Annotated in this window: 5 protein-coding genes; 2 read left to right on the forward strand and 3 right to left on the reverse strand. The window is 57.1% G+C overall.

The features are described 5' to 3' along the window. Positions 1 to 521, forward strand: a 521-nt coding sequence (locus B3P58_RS18915; RefSeq protein ID WP_286719758.1) for an outer membrane beta-barrel protein, incomplete at its 5' end; no start/stop codon positions are given. Between the two features lie 102 nt (positions 522 to 623). Here B3P58_RS18915 and B3P58_RS18920 read toward each other — a convergent pair. The 3 genes from B3P58_RS18920 to B3P58_RS18930 all read right to left on the reverse strand — a co-directional run bounded on the left by B3P58_RS18920 (position 624) and on the right by B3P58_RS18930 (position 2,693). Next, positions 624 to 1,211, reverse strand: coding sequence for a phosphoheptose isomerase (locus B3P58_RS18920; protein ID WP_371736692.1), 588 nt, complete (start codon positions 1,209 to 1,211; stop codon positions 624 to 626). Between the two features lie 68 nt (positions 1,212 to 1,279). Continuing rightward, positions 1,280 to 2,239, reverse strand: coding sequence for a M56 family metallopeptidase (locus tag B3P58_RS18925; RefSeq protein WP_286719760.1), 960 nt, complete (start codon positions 2,237 to 2,239; stop codon positions 1,280 to 1,282). Then, positions 2,211 to 2,693, reverse strand: coding sequence for a BlaI/MecI/CopY family transcriptional regulator (locus B3P58_RS18930; RefSeq protein WP_230331817.1), 483 nt, complete (start codon positions 2,691 to 2,693; stop codon positions 2,211 to 2,213). The genes B3P58_RS18925 and B3P58_RS18930 overlap by 29 nt, the downstream gene beginning before the upstream one ends. A 228-nt stretch (positions 2,694 to 2,921) precedes the next feature. On the opposite strand from B3P58_RS18930, the gene B3P58_RS18935 reads away from it, so the two are divergent. After that, the gene (locus B3P58_RS18935) at positions 2,922 to 5,045 is read left to right on the forward strand and encodes a TonB-dependent receptor (protein WP_286719763.1); all 2,124 of its coding nucleotides are present in this window, start codon (positions 2,922 to 2,924) and stop codon (positions 5,043 to 5,045) included. Positions 5,046 to 5,148: the final 103 nt, after the last annotated feature.

Consider the following 5,148-nt stretch of genomic DNA (forward strand, 5'->3'; position numbering starts at 1 on the left):
GCATGCTCTGGGCGCCGCTATCACAGGCCAACAGCACGCAGCCGGCCAGTGAATTGGCGGTGGATGATATGCACTGGCTGCTGGCCTGGGGCGTGGGCTATAGCTGGCTTAGCCCGGAAGTACACGGCAATAATAAAGTCACCGACGACGGCGGGCTGGCCGGGCATTTTGCCGCCGGCCTGCAGCTGAACGATGCCTGGCAGGTTCGCTATCAGTACAATATTCCGGGTTCTGCTGAGGTTAACAGCGCCGCTATCGAATACACACTGCACAGCCTGCTGGCGCAATACAGCCAGCCACTGCAGGGGCAGTGGCGCTGGATGCTGGGAGCGGGAGCCTCGCAGATTGACGTTGATGTGGCAGCGGGCTTTAACGCGGATCTGGATAGCGAAATCCAGCTGAGCCTGCAGGCCGGTGCCAGTTATCAGCTGCCCAACAATATCAGTATTGCTTTACAGGCAACCCGCTATTCGGGTGATGTGCAGACCCTGATGTTGGACTTCAGTCATCTGATTCCCTGATAGCGGCACAGGTGTAAGCAATAAAAAAACGGCCCGGGCATGTGAATGTCCGGGCCGTTTTTTTATGCGCCGCGTTTGTCGCAGCCAGAATGCTGTGTAGGGTTATTCTTCGCCGAACAGTGAGCAGTCAATCAGGTCGCACAGGCAGTGAATCACCAGCAGGTGAACTTCCTGAATCCGCGCCGTTATATTGGCCGGTACCCGCACCTCAACATCGTCACGGGTAAGAAGTGACGCCATATGGCCACCGTCTTTACCGGTTAAGGCAACTACCGTCATATCGCGCTCGTGGGCGGCCTGAATGGCCTGCACCACGTTGGCGGAGTTACCGCTGGTGGAAATGGCCAGCAATACGTCGCCGGCATTGCCCAGAGCACGGATCTGCTTGGAGAAAATCTCGTTATAGCTGTAATCGTTGGCGATTGAGGTCACGGTCGATGAGTCGGTGGTCAGAGCAATGGCCGGCAGACTCGGACGCTCACGCTCAAAGCGGTTCAGCAGTTCGGAAGAAAAGTGCTGGGCATCGCCGGCAGAGCCGCCGTTACCACAGGTAAGAATTTTCCCGCCGCTGAGCAGGGCATTCACCATAATCTGCGCCGCGCGCTCAATATAAGGTGGCAGCTCTTCTGCTGCGTGGGTTTTGGTTTCGATACTGGCGCCAAAATGGCCGATGATCCTATCCTGCACAATAACGCTCCGGGAGTAACAGATGGGCCATCATAAATGAGCCATGAGACAAAACCAAATAACAGTGATTCTCAGAGAAATAATGTATCCAGAAGCGGATGCAGCCAGTGGCTGAAAAGCGCCACCTGAGCGCAAAGCAGCAACACCAGCAGCAACCAGCCATCGGCACTGCTGCAAGTGGTTATCTGTTTCTCCGGCAGCAGCGCCTGTATACGCACGCCACTGGCCTGGGTCGCCATATCGGTCTGCGGCTGCAGTTGCTGCAGCAGTGTGGCCAGTTCCTCAGGTGCATAACCCTGGCTGGTGACATAGGCGTCGCACTGTAATTCACAGTTCAGCGCAAACTGTTCTTGCAGGGCTTTGCGTGCCTTTGGCAGCCACAGCAGGCAGGCCCAGTGCAGCAGGAACTTACGCAGGTTATCGCGCCGCAGAAGGTGGCAATGTTCATGCAACAGCACCATGGCCGACTGCTGTGGCGTCAGCTGTTGTTGTAGCGCACTGGACAGATAGATCCGTGGGCGCCAGAGCCCTGCACACCAGGCCAGAGGTAACTGCGAATGAATCAGGCGGAAGTCTGGAGCTGCGCTGCTGTTACCGGACGGGTTACCTGCTGTGCTGAGCAGATCCACACTGGCCAGACGCTGACGTCCGCGCCGCAACTGATGATTGAACAGCAATAATGCAAACAGCAGCAGAGCGCTGACAACGCCTGCCAGTACGGCTCCGGTCAGCGATGAGGAACTGACATCCGGCACATGGGGGCCACACAGCTGCCCATGGCAATGGGCGCTGTGCAGGGCGCCGGTCAGTCCCGGATTCATCAGCAGAAACACCACCCAGAAAGTCACGACCCAGGGCAGCAGGGCGTACAGCATCAGCAGGCGGGACTGCTGCTGTGGGCGGCTGTTGCGCAGTGTTTTTTGCAGCAGCGGCAACAACAGGGCCACCAACACCGATGACGCCGTCAGGCTAAACGCACTGGCCAGAAGAATATCGGCCAGCTCAGGAATCATGGTCAATGCAGGAGTCATTGTTTGCGCTGCGGCTGTTGTGGCCTGTGCCGCAGCTGTCAGGCTCGTCATTCAGAGCCTGATGCAGACGATCTCCCATGGCCGGTGCCACATCCGCTAAATAATCGATAAAGCCCGACAGCATCGGCGCCATATCGCCGCCACTGAGGTCGGCGGCAATATCGTGCAGCAGATTGCTGATCAGCGCCTGCTTCTGCAGCACAGCACTGTAAAAAAACGCCCGGCTTTCTTTACGGCGCTGCAGCAGGTCTTTGCGGTGCAAACGCTCCAGTGTGCTTTGCACGGTATTCAGCGAAATGTCTTCCTGCAGGCTGGCATGCACCTGCTGCACCGACAGTGCCCCCTGTTGCCAGAGCACTTCCAGAATGGCCAGTTCACGCTTTCCCAGTGCGGGGGTGCGTGAGCGGGCGGCCGGCAGTTTCAGCCAGCGGGTTAAATCGGTGCTGCGGTTCATGAGTCGTTTGGCCGTTTCTTTCTTTTGAGGGCACAGGTTCCGGCGCGGCTTGTGCGCGTCAGTTATTCGCATTGTTTACCTGCCGCAGATGGTTAACACCGAGGTGTTATCGGTATTCGCTGCGGCTGATAAGTTCGTCAGCAGATGATGATATTTTCGTTAACAGGACCGGTGGCGGCAATTGTTGAAAGCCGCCTTACGCCGCTTAAGTGGACAATGAGGATAAAGATGAAATTTCAGCCCGCAGGTCTTTTGCTATTGGGGTTACCTGTGCTTGCACTGACACAGACAGTACAGGCGGCGGAAAACGACGGTACAGTAAAAAGCGCTGCTGCAGCAGAAAATACAGCAGTAAATCAAAGGGCAGCCAAACTGGATAACCAGATCGTGACCGCCAGAGAAAAACTGCTGGGTGAGGCTATGTCAGCCTCGCAGGGCTATGTCAGTGGTGAAGAAATTAACAGCAGGCCGTTATTGCGCACCGGTGAAGTACTGGAGCTGGTGCCCGGCTTAGTCGTCACCCAGCACAGCGGCAGCGGCAAAGCGAACCAGTATTTTCTGCGTGGCTTTAATCTCGATCACGGCACCGATTTCGCCACCTTTGTTGATGGTATGCCGGTCAATATGCGCACCCACGGCCACGGTCAGGGTTATACCGATCTTAATTTTATTATTCCGGAAAGCATTGGCTCGCTGAGTTATCAGAAGGGCAGTTACTACGCCGATGTCGGTGATTTCAGCGGTGCGGGCAGTGCCACCCTGCAGACCGCCGATACTTTTGCTCAGGGGCTGGCGCAGCTGAGTCTGGGCGAAGATCAGTATCGCCGGGCGCTGCTGCTCGACAGTCTGAGCAATGCCCGGGGCGACTGGGTGTATGCGCTGGAGCGCAATACCTACGATGGCCCCTGGAGTGATATCCGCGAAGATCTGGATAAAACCAGTGTGCTGCTCAAGCATCGCCGCGCACTGGCTGGTGGCAAGCTGAGTCTGTCCTTTATGGGCTACGACAACCAGTGGAACAGCGCCGACCAGATTCCGCAGCGTGCGGTCGACAGCGGCCTGATCGACGAGCTGGGTTCGCTGAACGACAGCGTGGGCGGTGAATCCAGCCGCTACAGCCTGAATGCCATCTGGCAACGCGACGGTATTCAGGCTTCGGCTTATGCCATCCGTTACGACATGAATCTGTGGTCGGACTTTACCTATTACCTCGACGATACCGTCAACGGCGACCAGTTTGAGCAGGTCGATAAGCGCTGGATTTACGGTGGTCAGCTCAGTTACCTCTGGCACTCAGATATAGCCGGTCTGGCGATGAGCAACCGTATCGGCGCCGACCTGCGTTATGACGATATTGGCGAAGTCGGTCTGTATCACAGTAAAGAACGTCAGCGTATCGGAACTGTCCGCAGTGACCGTGTAGGCGAACTCAGCACCGGCCTCTACGCCGAAAATACCCTGTTCTGGAATGAGCGCGTGCGTACCGTGCTGGGCGTGCGCTACGACGACTACCGCTTTGATGTGCAAAGCCGGGTTAGCAGCAACAAAAACGGCGTCGATCTGAGTGCCAACAGCGGTAAGGCCAGCGATGACAATATTGCGTTAAAAGGCAGCGTGATTGTGGCCCTGAACCGCGACTGGGAAAGCTATCTGGCGGCGGGGCAGGGACTGCATTCCAACGACGCCCGTGGCATCACCATTCAGGTTGATCCGGCCGATGGCAGTGCCGTGGAGGCGGTTGATCCGCTGGTGGATTCGATGGGCTATGAGGTCGGTGTGCGCGGTGTTATGGCCGGGCGTCTGAGTACCTCGCTGGCGCTGTGGCAGCTGGATCTCGACAGTGAATTGTTGTTTGTCGGCGATGCAGGTAACACCGAAGCCAGCCGTGCTTCACGGCGTAAAGGGCTGGAAATGACGCTCTATTATCAGCTGAACGAGCGCTGGAATATGGATCTGGAATACGCCTGGACCAAGGCAGAATTACGTGGCAATTCGGCCGACGGTAATGAGATTCCCGGTGCCGTTAAAAATGTCGTGCAGGCGGGTATCAGCAGCCAGCGCGGCGCGGGCTGGTTCGGCAGTCTGCGCCTGCGCTACTTTGGTGAGCGGCCGCTGGTGGAAGATGGCTCGGTGATGTCTGAGCCAACCACGGTGGTGAACCTGCGCAGCGGCTACAGCCTGCACAACTGGGTATTCAGTGCCGATGTGCTGAACCTGTTCGACAGCCATGATCACGATATTGATTACTGGTACGCCTCGCGTCTGGCGGGTGAAAGCAGCGAGCAGGAGGATATTCATTACCATGTGATCGAACCGCGCACTGTGCGTCTGGCGGCGGCCTGGCAGTTCTGAGGCGGGTGCTGTCTGTTGCTATACGGGGTCAGCCAAACACATTCTGCAGCCACTCAAACTGCACCGGCTGGCCGCTGCCCGACATCACGTCAAAGCGGCAGTC

Origin of the sequence: Thalassolituus sp. UBA2009, assembly GCF_002335285.1 — a bacterium.
GTDB lineage: Bacteria > Pseudomonadota > Gammaproteobacteria > Pseudomonadales > Oceanobacteraceae > Venatoribacter > Venatoribacter alkanivorans.